Annotated in this window: 12 protein-coding genes, 4 tRNA genes, 3 rRNA genes and 1 riboswitch; of the genes, 4 read left to right on the plus strand and 15 right to left on the minus strand. The window is 53.4% G+C overall.

Features of this window, described 5'->3' with window-relative positions; all coding sequences use genetic code 11:
• Window positions 1-66: 66 nt before the first annotated feature.
• A complete protein-coding gene (hdfR, locus tag ACMYSK_RS18615) occupies window positions 67-888 on the plus strand; it encodes an HTH-type transcriptional regulator HdfR (protein ID WP_434637650.1) in 822 nt (273 codons plus the stop codon).
• Window positions 889-980: 92 nt separating this feature from the next.
• On the opposite strand, the gene ACMYSK_RS18620 is transcribed toward hdfR, so the two are convergent.
• From ACMYSK_RS18620 to btuB, 9 genes are all read right to left on the minus strand, one after another.
• Window positions 981-1056 (minus strand) — tRNA-Trp (locus ACMYSK_RS18620).
• A gap of 54 nt (window positions 1057-1110) precedes the next feature.
• Window positions 1111-1187, minus strand: a tRNA-Asp gene (locus tag ACMYSK_RS18625).
• A gap of 98 nt (window positions 1188-1285) precedes the next feature.
• Window positions 1286-1401, minus strand: a 5S ribosomal RNA gene (gene rrf, locus ACMYSK_RS18630).
• A 97-nt stretch (window positions 1402-1498) separates the two neighbouring features.
• Window positions 1499-4406, minus strand: a 23S ribosomal RNA gene (locus tag ACMYSK_RS18635).
• 205 nt (window positions 4407-4611) lie between these two features.
• Window positions 4612-4687: transfer RNA gene (locus tag ACMYSK_RS18640), tRNA-Ala, on the minus strand.
• 110 nt (window positions 4688-4797) lie between these two features.
• A tRNA-Ile gene (locus ACMYSK_RS18645) sits at window positions 4798-4874 on the minus strand.
• A gap of 71 nt (window positions 4875-4945) precedes the next feature.
• Window positions 4946-6488: ribosomal RNA gene (locus ACMYSK_RS18650) — 16S ribosomal RNA — on the minus strand.
• Together the 16S, 23S and 5S rRNA genes with 4 tRNA genes alongside form the textbook arrangement of a ribosomal RNA operon.
• Before the next feature lie 378 nt (window positions 6489-6866).
• Window positions 6867-7718, minus strand: coding sequence for a glutamate racemase (gene murI / locus ACMYSK_RS18655; protein WP_434637652.1), 852 nt, complete (start codon window positions 7716-7718; stop codon window positions 6867-6869).
• Window positions 7663-9531, minus strand: coding sequence for a TonB-dependent vitamin B12 receptor BtuB (btuB, locus tag ACMYSK_RS18660; protein WP_434637654.1), 1869 nt, complete (start codon window positions 9529-9531; stop codon window positions 7663-7665). The genes murI and btuB overlap by 56 nt, the downstream gene beginning before the upstream one ends.
• A gap of 67 nt (window positions 9532-9598) precedes the next feature.
• A riboswitch (cobalamin riboswitch) is annotated at window positions 9599-9778 on the minus strand.
• 115 nt (window positions 9779-9893) lie between these two features.
• On the opposite strand from btuB, the gene trmA reads away from it, so the two are divergent.
• Window positions 9894-10994 (plus strand): tRNA (uridine(54)-C5)-methyltransferase TrmA, encoded by a 1101-nt coding sequence (gene trmA, locus ACMYSK_RS18665; RefSeq protein ID WP_434637655.1) that lies wholly within the window; start codon window positions 9894-9896, stop codon window positions 10992-10994.
• A gap of 46 nt (window positions 10995-11040) precedes the next feature.
• On the opposite strand, the gene ACMYSK_RS18670 is transcribed toward trmA, so the two are convergent.
• The gene (locus ACMYSK_RS18670) at window positions 11041-11400 is read right to left on the minus strand and encodes a YijD family membrane protein (protein ID WP_434637657.1); all 360 of its coding nucleotides are present in this window, start codon (window positions 11398-11400) and stop codon (window positions 11041-11043) included.
• A 15-nt stretch (window positions 11401-11415) separates the two neighbouring features.
• Window positions 11416-12051 (minus strand): HTH-type transcriptional repressor FabR, encoded by a 636-nt coding sequence (fabR, locus tag ACMYSK_RS18675; protein WP_434637658.1) that lies wholly within the window; start codon window positions 12049-12051, stop codon window positions 11416-11418.
• 196 nt (window positions 12052-12247) lie between these two features.
• On the opposite strand from fabR, the gene sthA reads away from it, so the two are divergent.
• Entirely contained in the window at window positions 12248-13648 is a 1401-nt protein-coding gene (gene sthA / locus ACMYSK_RS18680; RefSeq protein ID WP_434637660.1) for a Si-specific NAD(P)(+) transhydrogenase, read from the plus strand.
• On the opposite strand, the gene oxyR is transcribed toward sthA, so the two are convergent.
• The 4 genes from oxyR to argC all read right to left on the minus strand — a co-directional run bounded on the left by oxyR (window position 13631) and on the right by argC (window position 18088).
• On the minus strand, window positions 13631-14548 hold the full coding sequence (gene oxyR, locus ACMYSK_RS18685) for a DNA-binding transcriptional regulator OxyR (RefSeq protein WP_434637662.1): 918 nt from the start codon (window positions 14546-14548) through the stop codon (window positions 13631-13633). The two genes, sthA and oxyR, sit on opposite strands and share 18 nt — an antisense overlap.
• A 276-nt stretch (window positions 14549-14824) precedes the next feature.
• Window positions 14825-16198, minus strand: a complete 1374-nt coding sequence (gene argH / locus ACMYSK_RS18690; protein ID WP_434637664.1) for an argininosuccinate lyase — start codon at window positions 16196-16198, stop codon at window positions 14825-14827.
• A 102-nt stretch (window positions 16199-16300) separates the two neighbouring features.
• The gene (gene argB, locus ACMYSK_RS18695; RefSeq protein WP_434637665.1) at window positions 16301-17077 is read right to left on the minus strand and encodes an acetylglutamate kinase; all 777 of its coding nucleotides are present in this window, start codon (window positions 17075-17077) and stop codon (window positions 16301-16303) included.
• A gap of 6 nt (window positions 17078-17083) precedes the next feature.
• A complete protein-coding gene (gene argC, locus ACMYSK_RS18700; protein ID WP_434637667.1) occupies window positions 17084-18088 on the minus strand; it encodes an N-acetyl-gamma-glutamyl-phosphate reductase in 1005 nt (334 codons plus the stop codon).
• Window positions 18089-18266: 178 nt separating this feature from the next.
• On the opposite strand from argC, the gene argE reads away from it, so the two are divergent.
• Window positions 18267-19418: an acetylornithine deacetylase gene (gene argE / locus ACMYSK_RS18705; RefSeq protein WP_434637669.1), complete on the plus strand. Its 1152-nt coding sequence runs from the start codon at window positions 18267-18269 to the stop codon at window positions 19416-19418.
• The last annotated feature ends 106 nt before the right edge of the window (window positions 19419-19524 follow it).

Here is a 19524-nt window from a genome sequence, read left to right on the forward strand (position 1 = left end):
TACGCTTGACAGAGTGTAAAACAAAAGATTTAAATCATTACGACAAATAATTTTGCGGAGAAGAGTGTGGATACGGAATTGCTCAAAACTTTCCTCGAGGTGAGCAGAACTCGCCACTTTGGACGAGCAGCAGAGGCGCTTTATCTGACGCAATCAGCCGTCAGCTTTCGTATTCGTCAGCTGGAAAACCAGCTTGGCGTCAACCTTTTTACCCGCCATCGCAACAATATCCGTCTGACATCAGCCGGCGAGAAACTGCTTCCTTATGCCGAAACCCTGATGAATACCTGGCAGGCGGCGAGAAAAGAGGTGGCGAACGCCTCCCGGCATAACGAATTCTCAATTGGCGGCAGTGCATCCTTATGGGAGTGCATGCTTAACGGATGGATGGGGAAACTCTATAAGGAACCCTATAACCTGCAGTTTGAGGCCAGGATTGCGCAGCGACAATCGCTGGTTAAACAACTACATGAACGGCAGCTTGATCTGCTGATCACGACAGAATCACCGAAAATGGACGAATTAAGCAGCCAGTTACTCGGTAATTTCACCCTGGCACTCTACTGCGCTTCACCATTTAAAAATAAGAATGAATTGAATTATTTGCGCCTGGAATGGGGTCCGGACTTTCAACAAAATGAAGTCGGACTGATTGGCAGTGATGATGTCCCCCTACTGACCACCAGTTCTGCTGAACTGGCTTATCAGCAGCTTGCTGCGCTTAATGGTTGCACATGGCTACCTACACATTGGGCGAAGGATAAAAGCGGCCTGCATACGGTAACGGATAGCACAACGCTATCTCGGCCTCTGTACGCTATCTGGTTACAAAACAGCGACAAACAGGTACAGATCCGTGAAATACTGAAAACAGGCATACTGGAATGACGCACGCCTCCATGGACGGAGGATGCTGTAAAGCGCTGGGGATAGTGAATAACAGACAAAAAAAATCCTTTGCCTGAGCAAAGGATTATATATGGCAGGGGCGGAGAGACTCGAACTCGCGACACCCGGTTTTGGAGACCGGTGCTCTACCAACTGAGCTACGCCCCTAAATCTCTTACTATTAAGCCCGCTAATGTATTAGCAGGCTTAACTTTAAATAAGTGGCGGAACGGACGGGACTCGAACCCGCGACCCCCTGCGTGACAGGCAGGTATTCTAACCGACTGAACTACCGCTCCACCGAATACTGTTTTACTGCTACCGGTTGTCACCCCGGTTTACTGCTTTAACCTTCGAACCAGTCACAACATCGCTGTGATTGCGTTCTTAATTTGATGCCTGGCAGTTCCCTACTCTCACATGGGGAGACCCCACACTACCATCGGCGCTACGGCGTTTCACTTCTGAGTTCGGCATGGGGTCAGGTGGGACCACCGCGCTATTGCCGCCAGGCAAATTCTGTTTCCACCCCGCATCTCTGCGCAGTGAATAATCTGTCATCAGGCTGAAAATCAATTTCGTCTCTTCGCCAAAACAGCTTCGGCGTTGTAAGGTTAAGCCTCACGGTTCATTAGTATCGGTTAGCTCAACGTATCGCTACGCTTACACACCCGACCTATCAACGTCGTAGTCTTCAACGTTCCTTCAGGACTCTCAAGGAGTCAGGGAGAACTCATCTCGGGGCAAGTTTCGTGCTTAGATGCTTTCAGCACTTATCTTTTCCGCATTTAGCTACCGGGCAATGCCATTGGCATGACAACCCGAACACCAGTGATGCGTCCACTCCGGTCCTCTCGTACTAGGAGCAGCCCCCCTCAATTCTCCAGCGCCCACGGCAGATAGGGACCGAACTGTCTCACGACGTTCTAAACCCAGCTCGCGTACCACTTTAAATGGCGAACAGCCATACCCTTGGGACCTACTTCAGCCCCAGGATGTGATGAGCCGACATCGAGGTGCCAAACACCGCCGTCGATATGAACTCTTGGGCGGTATCAGCCTGTTATCCCCGGAGTACCTTTTATCCGTTGAGCGATGGCCCTTCCATTCAGAACCACCGGATCACTATGACCTGCTTTCGCACCTGCTCGCGCCGTCACGCTCGCAGTCAAGCTAGCTTATGCCATTGCACTAACCTCCTGATGTCCGACCAGGATTAGCTAACCTTCGTGCTCCTCCGTTACTCTTTAGGAGGAGACCGCCCCAGTCAAACTACCCACCAGACACTGTCCGCAACCCGGATCACGGGTCTACGTTAGAACATCAAACATTAAAGGGTGGTATTTCAAGGTTGGCTCCATGCAGACTGGCGTCCACACTTCAAAGCCTCCCACCTATCCTACACATCAAGGCTCAATGTTCAGTGTCAAGCTATAGTAAAGGTTCACGGGGTCTTTCCGTCTTGCCGCGGGTACACTGCATCTTCACAGCGAGTTCAATTTCACTGAGTCTCGGGTGGAGACAGCCTGTACCATCATTACGCCATTCGTGCAGGTCGGAACTTACCCGACAAGGAATTTCGCTACCTTAGGACCGTTATAGTTACGTACGCCGTTTACCGGGGCTTCGATCAAGAGCTTCTCCTTACGGATAACCCCATCAATTAACCTTCCGGCACCGGGCAGGCGTCACACCGTATACGTCCACTTTCGTGTTTGCACAGTGCTGTGTTTTTAATAAACAGTTGCAGCCAGCTGGTATCTTCGACTGATTTCAGCTCCGTGAGCAAGTCACTTCACCTACCATCAGCGTGCCTTCTCCCGAAGTTACGGCACCATTTTGCCTAGTTCCTTCACCCGAGTTCTCTCAAGCGCCTTGGTATTCTCTACCTGACCACCTGTGTCGGTTTGGGGTACGATTTGATGTTACCTGATGCTTAGAGGCTTTTCCTGGAAGCAGGGCATTTGTTACTTCAGCACCGTAGTGCCTCGTCATCACACCTCAGCGTTTAATAAGCGTCCGGATTTACCTAAACGCTCCGCCTACATGCTTAAACCGGGACAACCGTCGCCCGGCTAACATAGCCTTCTCCGTCCCCCCTTCGCAGTAACACCGAGTACAGGAATATTAACCTGTTTCCCATCGACTACGCCTTTCGGCCTCGCCTTAGGGGTCGACTCACCCTGCCCCGATTAACGTTGGACAGGAACCCTTGGTCTTCCGGCGAGCGGGCTTTTCACCCGCTTTATCGTTACTTATGTCAGCATTCGCACTTCTGATACCTCCAGCAACCCTCACAGGCCACCTTCAACGGCTTACAGAACGCTCCCCTACCCAACAACGCATAAGCGTCGCTGCCGCAGCTTCGGTGCATGGTTTAGCCCCGTTACATCTTCCGCGCAGGCCGACTCGACCAGTGAGCTATTACGCTTTCTTTAAATGATGGCTGCTTCTAAGCCAACATCCTGGCTGTCTGTGCCTTCCCACATCGTTTCCCACTTAACCATGACTTTGGGACCTTAGCTGGCGGTCTGGGTTGTTTCCCTCTTCACGACGGACGTTAGCACCCGCCGTGTGTCTCCCGTGATAACATTCTTCGGTATTCGTAGTTTGCATCGGGTTGGTAAGTCGGGATGACCCCCTAGCCGAAACAGTGCTCTACCCCCGAAGATGAGTTCACGAGGCGCTACCTAAATAGCTTTCGGGGAGAACCAGCTATCTCCCGGTTTGATTGGCCTTTCACCCCCAGCCACAAGTCATCCGCTAATTTTTCAACATTAGTCGGTTCGGTCCTCCAGTTAGTGTTACCCAACCTTCAACCTGCCCATGGCTAGATCACCGGGTTTCGGGTCTATACCCTGCAACTTAACGCCCAGTTAAGACTCGGTTTCCCTGCGGCTCCCCTATACGGTTAACCTTGCTACAGAATATAAGTCGCTGACCCATTATACAAAAGGTACGCAGTCACCCCATAAAGAGGCTCCCACTGCTTGTACGTACACGGTTTCAGGTTCTTTTTCACTCCCCTCGCCGGGGTTCTTTTCGCCTTTCCCTCACGGTACTGGTTCACTATCGGTCAGTCAGGAGTATTTAGCCTTGGAGGATGGTCCCCCATATTCAGACAGGATACCACGTGTCCCGCCCTACTCTTCGAACTCACAGAATGTGCATTTTAGTGTACGGGAGTATCACCCTGTACCCTGCGACTTTCCAGACGCTTCCACTAACACACAAACTGATTCAGGTTCTGGGCTGCTCCCCGTTCGCTCGCCGCTACTGGGGGAATCTCGGTTGATTTCTTTTCCTCGGGGTACTTAGATGTTTCAGTTCCCCCGGTTCGCTTCGTTAAGCTATGTATTCACTTAACGATAGTGTGACGAATCACACTGGGTTTCCCCATTCGGAAATCGCCGGTTATAACGGTTCATATCACCTTACCGACGCTTATCGCAGATTAGCACGTCCTTCATCGCCTCTGACTGCCAGGGCATCCACCGTGTACGCTTAGTCGCTTAACCTCACAACCCGAAACTGTTTCGTAAAACAGTTCGCATTGCGAAAATTTGAGAGACTCGAACACACCATTTTTCCTTTCTTATTACGGAGAAAGGAAACAGTGTGTCGTTTCAATTTTCAGCTTGATCCAGATTTTTAAAGAGCAAAACTTCGCAGCATACCTTTTCAGGTACGCTCTGAAGTTTTTTATTGTGCAGCAGTAAAGGATGGTGGAGCTATGCGGGATCGAACCGCAGACCTCCTGCGTGCAAGGCAGGCGCTCTCCCAGCTGAGCTATAACCCCATCGTAATTGTCATCTCTGTTTACCGTTATTCGATATCGGGCAAGGCATGGTGACGCGAAGCATACTGAAGTATGTGAGTAGTCGCCATAACGCAGCACGGTAGCGAATTTGGTAGGCCTGAGTGGACTTGAACCACCGACCTCACCCTTATCAGGGGTGCGCTCTAACCACCTGAGCTACAAGCCTGCAGAGATTTTTTACTGCTTATTTTTCATCAGACAATCTGTGTGGACACTACAAAGGCAGGTTCTTTCAGGTAAGGAGGTGATCCAACCGCAGGTTCCCCTACGGTTACCTTGTTACGACTTCACCCCAGTCATGAATCACAAAGTGGTAAGCGCCCTCCCGAAGGTTAAGCTACCTACTTCTTTTGCAACCCACTCCCATGGTGTGACGGGCGGTGTGTACAAGGCCCGGGAACGTATTCACCGTGGCATTCTGATCCACGATTACTAGCGATTCCGACTTCACGGAGTCGAGTTGCAGACTCCGATCCGGACTACGACATACTTTATGAGGTCCGCTTGCTCTCGCGAGGTCGCTTCTCTTTGTATATGCCATTGTAGCACGTGTGTAGCCCTACTCGTAAGGGCCATGATGACTTGACGTCATCCCCACCTTCCTCCAGTTTATCACTGGCAGTCTCCTTTGAGTTCCCGTACCGAACCGCTGGCAACAAAGGATAAGGGTTGCGCTCGTTGCGGGACTTAACCCAACATTTCACAACACGAGCTGACGACAGCCATGCAGCACCTGTCTCACGGTTCCCGAAGGCACTAAAGCATCTCTGCTAAATTCCGTGGATGTCAAGAGTAGGTAAGGTTCTTCGCGTTGCATCGAATTAAACCACATGCTCCACCGCTTGTGCGGGCCCCCGTCAATTCATTTGAGTTTTAACCTTGCGGCCGTACTCCCCAGGCGGTCGACTTAACGCGTTAGCTCCGGAAGCCACTCCTCAAGGGAACAACCTCCAAGTCGACATCGTTTACAGCGTGGACTACCAGGGTATCTAATCCTGTTTGCTCCCCACGCTTTCGCACCTGAGCGTCAGTCTTTGTCCAGGGGGCCGCCTTCGCCACCGGTATTCCTCCAGATCTCTACGCATTTCACCGCTACACCTGGAATTCTACCCCCCTCTACAAGACTCAAGCTTGCCAGTTTCAAATGCAGTTCCCAGGTTGAGCCCGGGGATTTCACATCTGACTTAACAAACCGCCTGCGTGCGCTTTACGCCCAGTAATTCCGATTAACGCTTGCACCCTCCGTATTACCGCGGCTGCTGGCACGGAGTTAGCCGGTGCTTCTTCTGCGAGTAACGTCAATCACTAAGGTTATTAACCTTAATGCCTTCCTCCTCGCTGAAAGTACTTTACAACCCGAAGGCCTTCTTCATACACGCGGCATGGCTGCATCAGGCTTGCGCCCATTGTGCAATATTCCCCACTGCTGCCTCCCGTAGGAGTCTGGACCGTGTCTCAGTTCCAGTGTGGCTGGTCATCCTCTCAGACCAGCTAGGGATCGTCGCCTAGGTGAGCCATTACCCCACCTACTAGCTAATCCCATCTGGGCACATCTGATGGCATGAGGCCCGAAGGTCCCCCACTTTGGTCTTTCGACGTTATGCGGTATTAGCTACCGTTTCCAGTAGTTATCCCCCTCCATCAGGCAGTTTCCCAGACATTACTCACCCGTCCGCCGCTCGTCACCCAAAGAGCAAGCTCTTCTGTGCTACCGCTCGACTTGCATGTGTTAGGCCTGCCGCCAGCGTTCAATCTGAGCCATGATCAAACTCTTCAATTTAAGTTTGATGCTCGTGAATTAAACTTCGTAATGAATTACGTGTTCACTCAGAGACTTGGTATTCATTTTTCGTCCGAGGACGTTAAGAATCCATGTCACTTTGAGTGCCCACACAGATTGTCTGATAAATTGTTAAAGAGCAGTGCAACGGCGCTGAGCGCTCTGTCGCGAGGTCCCGTATAATACGTTTTCCTCATTCAGAGTCAAGCATTTATTTTTGCTTTTCTCTGTTGGTGTTCATCGCTGAACCCCGCTAACCCGGCGGCCTGTAAGCCGTTGTTCCGTGTCAGTGGAGGCGCATTATAGGGAGTTCTGAGACGTTGACAAGCCCTGTTTTAAAAAAACTTTTCAACCGTCTCTTTTTTGTGCAAAACGCCATTAAAGTGGCAGTTTTTCGAGCTTCTCAAAGCCGTAACGCTGCAAAACGGGTGAAAGTTGTTCAGTTTCGGCCGTCAGCGCCATGCAATAAGCAATATTCGGGTCGCTGGATTTCGCATCCGGAGCTTCATGTTCCAGCAGCCAGACGGTACGACGGGCAATGGCGGCACCGGAGTCGATCATCCGCGTTCCTTCCGGGAGCACCTGTTGCAGCTCTTCCTGTAAGAGAGGGAAATGCGTGCAACCCAGCACAACCGTATCAGGCGGCTCCGCCATTCGCAGCCACGGGCGCAGAATGCGCCGTAGTTCATCCAACGGGACCGGTTCACCATGCAGCTTCGCTTCCGCCAGCTCAACGAGTTCAGCGGAACCCAGCATTTCTATCTTACATTCATTCGCAAAGCGGCTTATCAACTCCCGCGTATAGGGACGCTTGACCGTACCACGCGTTGCCAGCAGGCCGACAATGCCGTTCGCCGTCAAACGCGCGGCAGGTTTAATCGCCGGAACGACCCCCACAACAGGAAAGGCGAATTTTTCACGAAGGGCGGGAAGAGAGACGGTGCTGGCGGTGTTACAGGCAATGACGGCCAGCGCCAGCGGATAACGTTGTTGAACGGCAGTGACGATTTCGAGCACGCGTTCAACGATGAATTCTTCACTCTTCTCCCCATAAGGGAAAGCAACGTTATCAAAAGCGTAGATGTAATGCAGATTCGGCAGCAGCTGCCGAATCTCATTATAAACCGACAACCCACCGACGCCGGAGTCAAACACCAGCACGGTGGGACGTGGATCAGAAGGTGTAGCTGCCAGACAAGTAGTATTCTCGTCCTGCAGTTTGGTAGCCATAAGCTGTCTCGTAATCTTTATCGAACAGGTTGGCTATTTTACCACGAACCGTCAGGTGATCGGTGATCGGATACGCGGCAGAAACGTCAAGAGTGCTGTAGCTTGGCAAAATGCGCTGCGTATTATTGTACTGAGACGTGTTGTTATCGTAGCGCTTGCCGTAATACTGCCACGATACATCCATATCGACGTTGAACATCGTCCAGTCCACCTGATACTTCGCCTGGCGTTTAGAACGTCTGGCCAGGACTTCACCATTATCATCATTACGCGGGTCGACGTACTGCAACGTGACGCGATGGCTGAAAATGCCTGTATCGATATTACCCGTCCACTCAACGCCTTTAATCGTTGCGGCATTGATATTGTCATACTCGCCTTCATAGGTGACAGGATCTGAGTAATAGGTAATCAGATTAGTGATTTTGTAGTGATACGCCGACAGGCGCCAGTCCAGCGGACCGGTAAGACCATCAAGCCCCGCTTCCCATTGTTGAGACTCTTCCGGCTTCAGGTTCGGGTTTGAGCTGATGCCAAATCGGGTCGAACCGAACTGCTGTCCCAGTGAAGGGGCGAGGAAGCCGGTGCCATAGCCCAGGGTTACGCGATAGTTTTCCACGAACTCCCAACCGGCGGTGGTCTGCCAGGTACCGTGCCAGCCGAACTGTTCATCGTGGTCTTCACGACCGGACGCTTCGAGCGTCACATCGCCAAACTGCTGCTGACCGGTCAGATACAGACCCGTGTTATCACGCTTGTAGGTATCCGATATTACCGTATCCGACGAGGTCAGCCGCTGCTGCTGCCAGTCCACGCCGGCGCTCACAGAGCCATGGCCAACAATAACGTTATTGCCCCACTGCAGATTACGCTGCGTCATCCGATCGAGCGTCGTGCCGTCATTGTAACGGCCATAGATGCTGCTGTAGTTATAGTCTTTGACCTTCTGATAGCTGGCGATCAGCTGTGAAGAGTAGATTCCGGAACTAAATGCCAGGCCTGCGTCCCAGCTCTGGTTATAGAGCTGCTCTTCATCTGCGCTGTAGGCAGGGCTATATGGCGGGCTTCCCAGATCGTAGTCTGCGTTGTTGGTATAGCTACGCCCGCGGAAGAAACCGTTCAGGTTATCGTTAAATTTATGCTCAAGACCACCCCAGAACGCTTTGCTGCGGAAACCATCGCGATCCTGATCGTGCGACCAGGTCGAATCAGGCTGAACGTTAAAGCCTTTGTTTCCCTCATAGGAACCGGCGACCGTCGCAACCGTATCGCCGAAGCGATGGCGCAGAGTGCCGTCGTATTGCTGGTAGCCTTCAGAGCCAACGCCTGCGGTGATCTTAGATTCTTCTTTATCAGAGTGGGTGATGACGTTAATCACGCCGCCCATCGCACCGGAACCGTAAATGGCCGAACGCGGACCACGGATGTATTCCACACGCTGCACCAGCGATAGCGGTATTTGGTTGAGGTCAGGGTTGTTGGTAATACCAGGACGAGGCATGGGTACGCCATCAATCAGTACCAGAACCTGTTTGGCTTCGGTGCCGCGGATAAATAAAGAAGAGCTTTGCCCCATCCCGCCATTCTGGGCAATATCCACACCCGGCAGCCGACGCATAACATCGTTTAAATCCTTCGCCTGCCAGCGATCGATATCTTCCCGGGTGACCACGTCAGTCGGCGCAAGAACCGTATTGACTGGCTGTTGAAAACGATTTGCTGTCACCACTAACGTATCTGAATTGCTGTCTTGCGCCCAGCCAGAAAATGCCGTGACGGAGAGAGCCGTCATCAGCGAAGCTTTTTTAATCATTGTAAAAGCATCCGTAACATATAAAGGATGCCGCTGGTTTCATCAGTAGCACGCGATGATAGAAACCAAATGCGACGTATTCCGGCAGGTCTTCGGGCTTGGGGTGTGTTATGGATGAGGACTTCCCACCTGAAATCGGCAGTGTCTGCACAATGCGTTCATCCCACCTTCCTTACCGCTGCGCGTCAGCCCCAGATTTACACTGGATTCCCTTTTAACTCACAGGACCGGTTACACAATGCTATAATTAGAAACATATAGAAGTCCAGACTTCTATAATTATATTTGTTCCCTTTTCCGGGCTGGACATCCCCTGCGCTTTCCCTACAATCCCCGCGTACTTATTTTATTCAGGATGCATCATGACCCCAGAACACCTTCCGACCGAACAATATGAAGCGCAGCTGGCAGAGAAAGTCGTCCGTCTGCAAAAAATGATGGTGCCTTTTAGCGCGCCGGTTCCGGAGGTGTTTCGTTCGCCGGTCAGCCATTATCGAATGCGTGCCGAGTTTCGTCTGTGGCACGATGGCGACGACCTGTACCACATCATGTTCGACCAGCAGACGAAATCCCGGATTCGCGTTGATCGCTTTCCGGCGGCGAGTGAACTCATCAATCAGTTGATGAGCGAAATTATCGATGGTGTACGCGATAATCCGGTTCTGCGCCATAAGCTGTTCCAGGTCGATTACCTGACGACCATGAGCAATCAGGCCGTAGTGTCGCTGCTGTACCACAAGAAGCTCGACGACGAGTGGCGTCAGCAGGCCACAGCCCTGCGCGATGCACTACGGGCGAAAAACCTCAACGTGCATCTGATTGGCCGCGCTACCAAAACCAAAATCGAGCTCGATCAGGACTATTTAGATGAGCGCCTGCCGGTCGCCGGCCGCGAAATGATCTATCGCCAGGTAGAAAACAGCTTCACTCAGCCCAATGCCGCCATGAATATTCAGATGCTGGAATGGGCGCTGGACGCCACCAAAGAGGCAACGGGTGATTTACTCGAGCTGTACTGCGGCAACGGCAACTTCTCCCTGGCGCTGGCGCGCAATTTTGATCGCGTACTGGCAACAGAAATAGCCAAACCGTCGGTCGCGGCGGCGCAGTACAACATTGCGGCTAACCATATTGATAACGTACAGATCATCCGTATGGCGGCGGAAGAGTTTACTCAGGCCATGAACGGCGTGCGGGAGTTTAACCGCCTGCAGGGTATCGACCTGCAAAGCTATCAGTGTGAGACGATTTTTGTCGATCCGCCGCGTAGCGGGCTGGATAGCGAAACGGAGAAGATGGTGCAGGCGTATCCGCGAATTCTGTACATCTCCTGTAATCCGGAGACTCTGTGCCAGAACCTGGAAACCTTAAGTCAGACCCACGACGTCACGCGCCTGGCACTGTTCGATCAGTTCCCGTACACCCATCATATGGAATGTGGCGTTTTGCTCACGAAAAAGTAAGCGGGAAACCCGGCAACATGATGTTTGCCGGGTAACAGCTGCGGGCTTACTCTGCCGCAGTATCCTTGCGGTTACGGATCCGGTAGCCGATCCAGAACACGGTGATCACCGACAGCACGGCCGGGAAGAAGTTAGACCCGATATCCGGATATTCCGCACGCACGACGGTGCTATACAGCAAAACGCCCAGAATAAAACAGGCGGCAGCCAGGCCAGGCAGCCCAACGGGCATACTGCGGTTCTGGTAGCGCTGATGCAGACAGTAAATCGTCAGTAGCAGAGACAGTACCGGGAAGATGGAAAAGGGAACGATCGAGCTGAACAGCGCGGCGAAGGTTCCATTAATGGACAAACCAGCGATCAGCGCCAGCAGCAGCGTACCTTTATCTTGAACTGAGTGTTTCATTGCTCGTCCTTCACGTTATTCGGAATGATTTGACATTTTTTCTTGTTCGCGGCGATACCAGTAATACGCGCCTTTCGAGATCATTCTGAGCTGCAGTACCAGTCGCTCTTCCAGCTGCCGGCGTTGTTCAGGGCCGACGTCCAGCGCCTCAGCGCCCGCGCTGAAAACGATAGTGACCATAGCTTCAGCCTGCGCTTCAGTAAAGGCACGCGGCATATGGTTTTCGATTTCTAAATAATCGGCAAGTTCCGCAATGAAATGTTGAATTTCACGCGCCACGGCGGCACGAAACGCCGCGGATGTGCCAGAACGTTCCCGTAATAAAAGACGGAAAGCGTTTGGGTTGTTACCTATAAATTCCATGAATGTAGAAACAGAGGTGCGAATCACGCTGCCGCCCTTGGCGATACGCTGCCGCGCCTGGCGCATCAGCTGGCGTAGCATGAGTCCACTCTCGTCGACCATCGTCAGACCGAGTTCGTCAACATCACGAAAATGGCGATAAAAGGACGTCGGTGCAATCCCCGCCTCGCGCGCAACTTCTCGCAAACTCAAGCTGGCGAAACTCCGTTCAGCACTAAGCTGGCTGAATGCGGCTTCGACCAGCGAACGCCGGGTTTTCTCTTTTTGTAGCGCTCTTACGCCCATCACGATGTCTGAATCCTTCCAATAGACCTGCTGGCACTATACCAGAGATTAAAACTAATCGGTTTACACTGGTTTGTGAATGATTGTTTACGAGCCGAATCTGCTTTTAGGCCGCAAAAAAGCACAACGATAATTGGGTTAAAGCCCGGCGAATGTTATCATCGTGTTTATTTTATGTATAAAACAGGTGAGTAATGCCATGTCACACTCTTGGGATTATGATGCAATAGTCATTGGCTCCGGCCCTGGCGGTGAAGGTGCCGCAATGGGGCTGGTTAAGCAGGGAGCGCGCGTTGCCGTTATCGAGCGCTATCATAACGTCGGCGGCGGCTGTACCCATTGGGGCACCATCCCGTCGAAAGCCCTCCGCCATGCCGTCAGTCGTATTATCGAATTTAACCAAAACCCCCTCTACAGCGACCACTCCCGCCTTCTTCGTTCTTCTTTCGCCGACATTCTTAACCATGCCGACAGCGTCATTAACCAGCAAACCCATATGCGTCAGGGTTTCTATGAGCGTAACCACTGCGAAATACTGCAGGGCAACGCGCACTTTGTTGATGAACACACGCTCGCCCTGGAATGTCACGACGGCACCGTCGAAACGATAACCGCGGAGAAATTCGTCATCGCCTGCGGCTCCCGCCCGTATCATCCGGCCGATGTCGATTTTTCCCATCCGCGCGTGTACGACAGCGATTCGATTCTCAGCCTGCAGCACGAACCACGTCACGTGATCATCTACGGCGCCGGGGTTATTGGCTGTGAATACGCGTCTATTTTCCGTGGCATGGAGGTGAAGGTCGACCTGATCAACACCCGCGACCGCCTGCTGGCGTTCCTCGATCAGGAGATGTCCGACTCCCTCTCCTATCACTTCTGGAACAGCGGTGTGGTGATTCGCCACAACGAAGAGTACGAGAAAATTGAAGCCGTCGATGATGGCGTGATTATGCATTTGAAATCGGGTAAGAAACTGAAAGCCGATTGTCTGCTGTACGCCAATGGCCGTACCGGTAACACCGATTCCCTGGCACTGGAAAATATTGGTCTGAAAACCGATAGCCGCGGCCAGCTCAAAGTCAACAGCATGTACCAGACCGCGCTGCCGCATATCTATGCCGTCGGCGATGTCATCGGCTATCCGAGCCTGGCATCAGCCGCCTACGATCAGGGACGCATCGCCGCACAAGCGCTGATTAAGGGTGAGGCTTCTGCCCACCTGATTGAAGATATCCCGACCGGGATCTACACCATCCCGGAAATCAGCTCCGTGGGTAAAACCGAGCAGCAGCTGACGGCCATGAAAGTGCCATACGAAGTGGGTCGCGCGCAGTTTAAACATCTGGCACGGGCGCAAATTGTCGGTATGAGCGTGGGAACCCTGAAGATCTTGTTCCATAGAGAAACGAAAGAGATCCTTGGGATTCATTGCTTTGGCGAACGCGCGGCCGAGATTATTCATATCGGCCAGGCGATTATGGAGCAAAAAGGTGGTGGCAACACCATTGAGTACTTCGTTAACACCACCTTTAACTACCCGACCATGGCGGAAGCCTATAGGGTCGCCGCTTTAAATGGCTTAAACCGCCTGTTTTAACGGCTTGTCGAAATGGCCATCCATGGTGCTGCGGATGGCCTCCGCCAGATGTTCGTAGCGGCTACGCAGCGGTGAACCGGGGCGGTAAACCAACCCGATAGTACGTCTCGGCTCCGGCTTAATGCACGGGATGTACACCACGCCATCGCGTTTTCTCTCCTGCGGCACCGCCAACGCCGGCAGCAGCGTGATGCCGCTACCTGCAGCCACCATATTGCGCAGCGTTTCAAGACTGGTCGCGCGGAAATGCGTATCTTCATCCGCGCCGGCCTCAAAACAGAAACCCATCGCCTGATCGCGCAGGCAGTGGCCATCTTCCAGCATCAGCAGCTTTTCTCCGGCTAAATCAGACATCGGTACGCGATCGCGATTTGCCCACGGGTGATCTTCGTAAATTGCCAGCATCATCGGCTCTTCAAACAGCGGTACCTCGATAAAGGCCTCGCTCTCTTTCACCAGCGCGAGGATCGCGCAGTCGAGCTTACCGCTGTCCAGCTGGGCCAGCAGTTGATGCGTTTGTGCTTCATGCAGGTACATTTCCAGCTTTGGAAAAGTCTGGTGCAGCATCGGTATTATTTGTGGCAACAGGTAAGGGCCAATGGTCGGAATCAGGCCAATATGCAGCGGCCCGGACATGGTCTCACCTTGTTGACTTGCCATTTCCTTGAGCACTTTGACTTCGCGTAACACGGTACGCGCCTGATCTACCAGCAACAGTCCGGCCTGGGTAAACAGAACCTTACGGCTGGTGCGCTCCAGCAACATGACCCCAAGTTCATCCTCCAGCTTGCGGATCTGACCGCTAAGCGTGGGTTGGCTGACGTGGCAGGAGTCCGCCGCGCGCCGGAAGTGGCGGTGCTCGGCTAGCGCAACCAGGTATTCAAGATCGCGAATATTCATTATTCATCCTCCGTCGCCATGATAGTTCATGGCGATAGATAGCATAGCAACGAACGATTATCCCTATCAAGTTTTCTGTTCAATAATAAACCCAGAAACGAGGCGAAAGTCAGAAAATCACGACACCGCCTCAGCGCATTCCCTGACCGAACAACTAAAGCCAACGTGAACTTTTGCGGACCTTGTGTCCGCTTTTTTTTGCATAAAAAAGCCCGGACATAGCCCGAGCTTCTTATCTCATCTGTCCCACAGGCATCAGCCCCGGGACGACAGGATTTACACCAGACGCTGTTTCGCGTCAGCAATCGCCTGTGCGACCTGCTTCGGCGAGACGCCGCCTTTAGCCAGACGTTTATCCAGGCAAGACTGCAGCGACAGAATCGGATAAACATCATCGGCAATCACGCTGCTAAACTTCTGCAGATCGGCCAGCGCCAAATCTTCCAGTGGTTTCCCCTGAGCGATGGCCTCGACAACCGCTTCCCCGACGATATGGTGCGCTTCACGGAACGGTACGCCTTTCGCCACCAGATAATCTGCCAGCTCGGTCGCATTCGCATATCCCTGCTGTGCCGCCTCTGCGCAACGCGGACGCTTGACCTGAATACCATCAAGCACCAGCGCCGCCATATGCAGACAATCAAGCCAGGTATCGAGCGCGTCGAACAGCCCTTCTTTGTCTTCCTGCATATCTTTGTTGTAGGCCAGCGGCAGGCCTTTCAGGGTCATCATCATGCCGGTCAGGGCGCCCTGGACGCGGCCACATTTCCCGCGGATCAGCTCAAGTGCATCCGGGTTCTTTTTCTGCGGCATCAGCGAGGAGCCGGAAGTGACGCGATCGGACAGTTCAATAAACCCGGCCTCACCCGTATTAAAGAAAATCAGATCTTCGGCGAAGCGTGACAGATGGACCATGCCAATCGACGCATCGGAGAGCAGCTCCAGCACATGGTCACGGTCAGAAACGCTGTCCAGGCTATTGCGGGTCGCCGTGGCAAAACCCAGCCAGTCGGCCAGCTGCTCGCGATCGATATCATAGGCGGTACCCGCCAGCGCACCGCAGCCAAGAGGGCTGACGTCCAGGCGCTTCAGAGTATCCTGCAGGCGGCTTTCATCCCGCGCCAGCATCTCAACGTAGGCCAGGCACCAGTGGGCAAACGTCACCGGCTGCGCGCGCTGCAGGTGAGTGTAACCCGGCATAACGGCATCCTGGTTGTTCTGCGCCGTCTCCACCAGCGCACTTTGCAGCTGGCGGTTGGCAGAGAGCAGCTCGGCAACGGTATCCTTACACCACAACTTCAGATCGGTTGCTACCTGATCGTTACGGCTGCGTCCGGTATGCAATTTCTTGCCCAGTTGGCCCACTTTGTCGATAAGCTTGCCTTCCACCCAGCTGTGAATATCTTCCGCATCGCTTTCCAGAATTTGCTGCGGGTTCGCCCGCACCTCTTCCAGCAGCACGCTTAACGCCTCTTCCAACTGCTGCTGCTCGGCGGCACTCAGAACACCAACCGTCACCAGCGCTTTAGACCAGGCAACGGAGCCAACGATATCCTGCTCCGCCAGGCGATAGTCGAAGCGCAAAGAGTCGTTGAACTGCTTGAACCGCTGATCTGCTGCCTGAGTAAAACGCCCGCCCCAAAGTGCCATAACTATTTCCTTAAATTCGTTTAGTTCTGTCGGGCAGCACTGCGCTCGCCCAACCTACAGTCTTGTAGGCCCGGCAAACTGTGCGCCGCCGGGCATGAAATATTACGCCAGAATACGCGTGCCAATGGCCGTGCCATTAAACAGTGCCGGCAGCTGTTCCGCGTGGCGCCAGGAGGCGATATCCACCGGACGACCCAGCGCCCGCGCCGCATCCAGCGCCGCATTGACCTTCACGATCATGCCGTCAGTGATAATACCTTGCTCGATCAATTGCTCCGCCTTCGCCGCGGTCATTTCCGCAATGCGCTGACCTTTGCCATCGAGAATGCCGCTGACATCGGAAAGCAGAATCAAATCTGCGCCGAGCGTCGCCGCCAGTGCGGTAGCCGCCTGGTCAGCATTGACGTTCATCAGTTGCCCTTCATCGGTGACGCCGATAGAGCTGACCACCGGCAGATAGCCCCCTGCCAGCAGCGTGTTAATCAGCGCCGGTGAACCCGGCTGCGCCAGGCCAACGTGGCCCAGCTCTTCATCCAGCTGAGTGACCTTAACGCTTTCGCCATCGCCAAGGAACAGGCCAACGGACGCAATGTGGTGTTTTTTCGCCCATGCCAGCAGCGTCTTATTGGCGGTACCCGCCAGCGCACCGGTAATAATGTCGATTTGATCCGCCGGCGTTACCCGCAGACCGTTTTTCTTGTTCACCGGCAGGTTGAGCTGCTTCATCAGCTCATCCACCACGCAGCCGCCGCCGTGCACGATAATCAGCGGGCGATGATGCGTTTCACGGTAATTCACCAGCGCGGTAAACAGGCGCTCCAGCGCTTCTTCGCTGTCGAGTAAAACGCCGCCGAGTTTGATAATTAATGGGTTCATCATCACACCTTAAATAAGAGACTGCGTTTCAGCGAAGCCGAAACGAATATTCGCGCACTGTACTGCCTGCGCCGCTGCGCCTTTCAACAGGTTATCTTCCGCAGCTACCACGATAATATGCTGGTCCTGAACCGCAAAACCGATATCACAGAATGGCAGACCTACGACGTTTTTCAATGCGGGCACGCCTTTATCGTATAAACGAACCAACGGCTTATCGGCATACGCCTGCTGGAACACTTCGGCAACCAGCTCTTTGCTGACGCCTGGCTTCAGACGGCAGGTAATGGTTTCCAGAATCCCACGTTTAAAATTGCCGAGATGAGGCGTGAAAATCACTTCGGTGCCAAGGTGGGTTGCGATTTCGGGGTGATGACGATGGTTGAACACGCCATACGGCTGCAGGCTGACTTCACAGAAGCTATTGCCAATTGCCGCTTTGCGACCTGCGCCGCTAACGCCGCTGGTCGCATTGATCACCGGCCACTGGTTAAGATCCAGCAGGCCCGCATCGATCAGCGGCTTCAGCGACAGCTGAGCTGCCGTCGGATAGCAGCCAGGCACAGCGACTAAATTCGCCTCTTTCAGTTTGTCGACGCTCCACTCAGCCAGCCCGTAAACCGCCTGTTCAAGCAGGGCCGGATGCTGATGCGTAAAGCCGTAATATTTTTCGTAGAACGCACCGTCGTTCACCCGGAAGGCACCGGATAAGTCGAACACCACGCAGCCTGCGGCCAGGAACTGCGGCGCGAGGTCGTGGCTCACTTCATGCGCGGTGGCGAGGAAGACGATATCGACCCCGGCGCTAAATTCGCTGATATCTGACATCGGCTGCAAGGGTAAATCCACAATGCCTTTCAGCTGCGGATGCAAATCGGAAATGAATTTCCCTGCATCATTGCTTTGCGCGGAGACCGTCAAAGCGGTTATGGTCATATGAGGATGGCGATTTACATAGGTCACTAGCTCTGCGCCGGCATAACCGCTGGCACCCACAATCAGCGTCTTCAACATCGGGGCTCTTCACCTTCTTACGTCATATTTGCCCAGGAAGCATCTCTCTTCCTCACCCTGTTAAGCCGTAAGCACTTTCCCTACATTTTATGGGTTTTCTTACGCTCAACGATAATGTATTTTTATTCACAAATACTGCATGAATATTGATACTATCATGACCCGAGGTGTGTCAACAATGAAAAACAATTTACCGCCCTTTATCGAGATTTACCGCGCATTGATCGCCACACCTTCCATCAGCGCAACCGAAGAGGCGCTGGATCAAAGTAATGAGACTTTAATCAATTTGCTCGCCGGTTGGTTCCGCGAAATTGGCTTCAATGTGGAAGTTCAGCCGGTACCGGATACGCGCAACAAATTCAATATGCTGGCCAGTACCGGCCACGGCGCTGGCGGCCTGCTGCTCGCCGGACATACCGATACCGTCCCCTTCGATGACGGCCGCTGGACCCGCGATCCCTTCTCCCTCACCGAACACGACAACAAGCTGTACGGCCTTGGCACCGCCGATATGAAAGGCTTTTTCGCCTTTATTCTTGATGCCTTGCGCGATGTCGATGTCAGTCAGTTGAAAAAGCCGCTCTACATCCTGGCCACTGCCGATGAAGAGACCAGCATGGCCGGCGCCCGATACTTTGCCGAAACAACCCAGCTGCGCCCGGACTGCGCAATCATTGGCGAGCCGACATCGCTGCAGCCGGTGCGCGCGCACAAAGGCCATATGTCCAACGCGATTCGTATCCAGGGGCAGTCCGGCCATTCCAGCGATCCGGCGCGTGGCGTCAACGCCATTGAGCTGATGCACGATGCCATTGGCCGCATCATGCAGCTGCGCGATTCGCTGAAAGAACGCTATCACTACGCCGCTTTCACCGTACCGTATCCGACGCTCAACCTCGGGGCAATCCACGGCGGCGACGCGTCAAATCGCATCTGCGCCTGCTGCGAATTGCATATGGATATTCGCCCGCTGCCCGGCATGACACTCAACGATCTCAACGGGCTGCTGGATGAGGCGCTGGCACCGGTTAGCGAGCGCTGGCCGGGCCGCCTGACCGTCTCCGAACTTCACCCGCCAATTCCGGGTTACGAATGCCCGCCGGACCACCAGCTGGTTCAGGTCGTGGAAAAGCTGCTCGGCGCGCAAACGGAAGTCGTGAACTACTGTACTGAGGCACCGTTTATTCAGACCCTCTGCCCGACCCTGGTTTTAGGTCCTGGCTCCATTAATCAGGCCCACCAGCCGGACGAATATCTGGAAACCCGCTTTATTAAGCCAACCCGGGAGCTTATTACGCAGGTTGTCCACCATTTCTGCTGGCACTAAAAGCCGCCGGTTCCCGCCTTCTTTCCTGGGGCGGGACGGTGATTCTGGTCACATTTCCATAAGCAACGCTTATCAGGGAACCTCTGAGTTAAATTTCGCAAATTGT

The sequence above is a fragment of the Klebsiella sp. I138 genome (assembly GCF_051131765.1).
Taxonomy (GTDB): Bacteria; Pseudomonadota; Gammaproteobacteria; order Enterobacterales; family Enterobacteriaceae; genus Klebsiella.

What these genes read in the sequence shown, in the direction of transcription:
- murI (WP_434637652.1), bottom strand. Translation starts at nt 7,718, where the DNA reads ATGGCTACCAAACTGCAGGACGAGAATACTACTTGTCTGGCAGCTACA.
- btuB (WP_434637654.1), bottom strand. Translation starts at nt 9,531, where the DNA reads ATGATTAAAAAAGCTTCGCTGATGACGGCTCTCTCCGTCACGGCATTT.
- trmA (WP_434637655.1), top strand. Translation starts at nt 9,894, where the DNA reads ATGACCCCAGAACACCTTCCGACCGAACAATATGAAGCGCAGCTGGCA.
- ACMYSK_RS18670 (WP_434637657.1), bottom strand. Translation starts at nt 11,400, where the DNA reads ATGAAACACTCAGTTCAAGATAAAGGTACGCTGCTGCTGGCGCTGATC.
- sthA (WP_434637660.1), top strand. Translation starts at nt 12,248, where the DNA reads ATGTCACACTCTTGGGATTATGATGCAATAGTCATTGGCTCCGGCCCT.
- oxyR (WP_434637662.1), bottom strand. Translation starts at nt 14,548, where the DNA reads ATGAATATTCGCGATCTTGAATACCTGGTTGCGCTAGCCGAGCACCGC.
- argH (WP_434637664.1), bottom strand. Translation starts at nt 16,198, where the DNA reads ATGGCACTTTGGGGCGGGCGTTTTACTCAGGCAGCAGATCAGCGGTTC.
- argB (WP_434637665.1), bottom strand. Translation starts at nt 17,077, where the DNA reads ATGATGAACCCATTAATTATCAAACTCGGCGGCGTTTTACTCGACAGC.
- argC (WP_434637667.1), bottom strand. Translation starts at nt 18,088, where the DNA reads ATGTTGAAGACGCTGATTGTGGGTGCCAGCGGTTATGCCGGCGCAGAG.
- argE (WP_434637669.1), top strand. Translation starts at nt 18,267, where the DNA reads ATGAAAAACAATTTACCGCCCTTTATCGAGATTTACCGCGCATTGATC.